The organism is Allobosea sp. 05T422_2 (assembly GCF_056396265.1).
On record NZ_JBFTLD010000450.1, the window covers coordinates 1 to 2,637 of the forward strand.

The following is a 2,637-nucleotide window of genomic DNA, read 5'->3' on the forward strand; positions in this document are numbered from 1 at the left end:
AGCCTCGGCTGTCGGTCACTGACCGGCCTGTGACGCGCCCGGAGCTGTCACGGAAGGTATGCTGCTGATGTTGCGCTGAGGCTGCGTTCGCCAGTACAGCGAGCGCCAGCGCGGCGATGATGGCGGTCGTCCTCATGTCCCCTCCGCAGATAAGACGCTGCTTCCCGGCATAACCGGGCCGCGAGCGTCGGCTGATAGCAAGCCGTCGAGCCTTCGTTCTTTCGAGTGGTCGAGCCGCGGAGCGGGCTAGCAGGCCGTAGTGTTCATGGGTAGTGGCTTCTTCAGTTTAAGACGCGGCTAGGTACCCCGTTCATCCCGCCGCGTTGTTGGTTTCCGCCATTCTGTTGACGAAACACACCCCTGTGCTTGCGATGCGCTTCAGTCTTTACAGTGGCTTAGCATCAAACAGAAGATGGCGAACGATCACGTTCGCAGGTAGACCGCTCAGCGAGAGGAACGAAAGCCGGAACCAGATGCTGACGCGGGATGAAATCTGGATCTTGCACCTGTTTCGGCCAGACAGGGGCCGCGTCGATTTGCGGCCGAGCAAGTCGCGCGAGGAACTGATCCGCAAGGGTCTGATCGAATGGACGCCCGCGCCAGCGTGGGCGGGCTGTAACACCTACGCGCTAACTGAGCGCGGGCGGGCGGTCATGGGCGTGCTGCCGAAGGCGCCGGATTGATCATTGCGAGGATACGAGGGAAGCAACCGAGTTGAAGGGCCCTATCGAACGTCAGCTCTGCGACCGAGACCGAAAGGCCAGTCTCGACCGATTTTGTTGAAGAAGTCGGTGTTGCTGCGAGCCTGAGGTTCTGATTCAGTCGTCCTTGGGCGGAGGGCGGCGCGATGATGGGCGAACGGACGGTTGCGCAGGAGGCACTGTTCTACGAGTTCAGCCTTGAGCGGCATGTCCCGGCCAACCACCTGCTGCGCTCGATCGACCGCTTCGTCGATCTGTCCGGCATCCGTGCGCATCTACGTCCCTTCTACAGCGACACCGGCCGGCCTTCGATCGATCCCGAGCTGATGATCCGGATGCTGATCGTCGGCTACTGCTTCGGCATCCGCTCCGAGCGCAGGCTTTGCGACGAAGTCCATCTGAACCTCGCCTATCGCTGGTTTCTTTAGGCGGGCATGTGTCAACTCCGTTTTTGTGTCGCGGTGGATCAGGAGCGCCCGGACGAGTTCAGGCTTCTTTGCATGCTCGACGCTGACTGCGTCGGCGGACAGGATGGGTTGAGAAGGATCGAACGGCCTAGCTCTGCCTCGCGATCGGACCGGCGAATGCCGTGCCATCGCAACCAGCGATGCGTGCTCGTCCGACCCTCGCACCCTCCCAGGCGCTCTTCTCCGCCGCGGCGACGGAACTATGAAGGTCGATCGCTACGTGGACCTCCCCACTACGCGGCGGCCGAACCGGGCGTCGCTGACCAACGGAACTCGGTGCCGTCGGTCCACATGCGGTGCATGACGACGGCAAGCCGGCGTGCGAGAGCAATCTTCGCGACCTTCACGCTGCCTCGCTTCGCCAGCCGCGTCGCCCACGACCTCAGGGCCGACCAGGGACCGTGATGGAAGAGGACGTGGGCTGCCTGGTACAACGCGGTGCGGACCATCTCGTCGCCGCAGCGGCTGATGCGACCGTCGAAGTCGGTTTGTCCGGAGCTATAACGTCTCGGCGTCAGGCCAAAATGTGCGCCGACGTCTCTTGATCGCGAGAACCGCTCGGGAGCGTCGACACCGGTGCGATAGGTCAGCGCCACGACCACCCCGACACCGGGTATCGTCATCAGCCGGCGGCAGACCGGATCGCGTMGTGCAAACTGCCGGCACATGCGGTCCAGTTCCTCGAAAGCCTCGATCATCGTTTGACGGACGCGCAGCATTGGCTCGGTGATCGAGRGCAGGATTGGATGATCGGCGACGAGCTCCAGGACGCGCTCCTCGAAGGCTCTCCGCGTGACGATCCCGATGCGAAGCCCGAACACCTTCAGCGAGCCGCGGATTGCGTTCTCGATATCGTGCGATTTACTCAAAAGCTGCTGACGACTGACGAGCGCCATGCGCACTTGCTGTGCCTCGTCGCTTTTGATGTGGACCTGCCTGAACCATCCAAGGCGGAGAAGATGGGCGATCCCGCGCGCGTCGTTGCGGTCGGTCTTGTTCCTCATCGCACTCAGGCCGGCCTTCACATGGCGGCATTCGAGGCAGATCGCGGGATACCCGGCCTCGCGCAGCGCGCTGTGAAGCCATGATGATGTCGGGCCCGCTTCCAGGCCGACCCGTTTGAAGGGATGACCGAACCCCGCCAGCAGATCMGCGATGACCGCTGGYTCGGCKTCGATCTTCCGTTCGASCAGGACMTCRCCCGCGTCGTTGACGATGCAGACGTTCACGGTRTCCAGGGACACATCCAGGCCAGCGAAATAGTCCATCACCSTCTCCATGGCAGGGCGTTGTGGGTCARRCCGCGCGRCGCACTCTCGYCCTGGCGCGACCGCCCGCCTACTCCATCTCTGCCGGCTTGGCCTGGAGGGGGATGTGCCCGACCATTCCACCTTCTCGAAGAACCGGCACGGTCGCTTCCGCGACAGCGATCTGCTGCGCGAGGTCTTCGAGACGACGGTTCGACGCTG

Annotated in this window: 2 protein-coding genes and 1 pseudogene; 2 read left to right on the forward strand and 1 reads right to left on the reverse strand. The window is 63.1% G+C overall.

Features of this window, described 5'->3' with window-relative positions:
* Positions 1-473: 473 nt before the first annotated feature.
* Together AC1DJT_RS35905 and AC1DJT_RS35910 are read left to right on the forward strand one after the other, a co-directional pair.
* A complete protein-coding gene (locus tag AC1DJT_RS35905; RefSeq protein WP_476770259.1) occupies positions 474-683 on the forward strand; it encodes a hypothetical protein in 210 nt (69 codons plus the stop codon).
* Between the two features lie 164 nt (positions 684-847).
* Positions 848-1,123: pseudogene (locus AC1DJT_RS35910) on the forward strand (transposase); the annotation flags it as partial.
* A 278-nt stretch (positions 1,124-1,401) separates the two neighbouring features.
* Here the strand turns inward: AC1DJT_RS35910 and AC1DJT_RS35915 are convergent.
* Complete coding sequence (locus AC1DJT_RS35915; RefSeq protein ID WP_476835976.1) at positions 1,402-2,436, reverse strand: IS110 family RNA-guided transposase; 1,035 nt, start codon at positions 2,434-2,436, stop codon at positions 1,402-1,404.
* Positions 2,437-2,637 lie beyond the last annotated feature (201 nt).

Bases quoted from the DNA above. Each gene is read 5' to 3' on its own strand.
- AC1DJT_RS35905 (WP_476770259.1), top strand. From the start codon at position 474: ATGCTGACGCGGGATGAAATCTGGATCTTGCACCTGTTTCGGCCAGAC.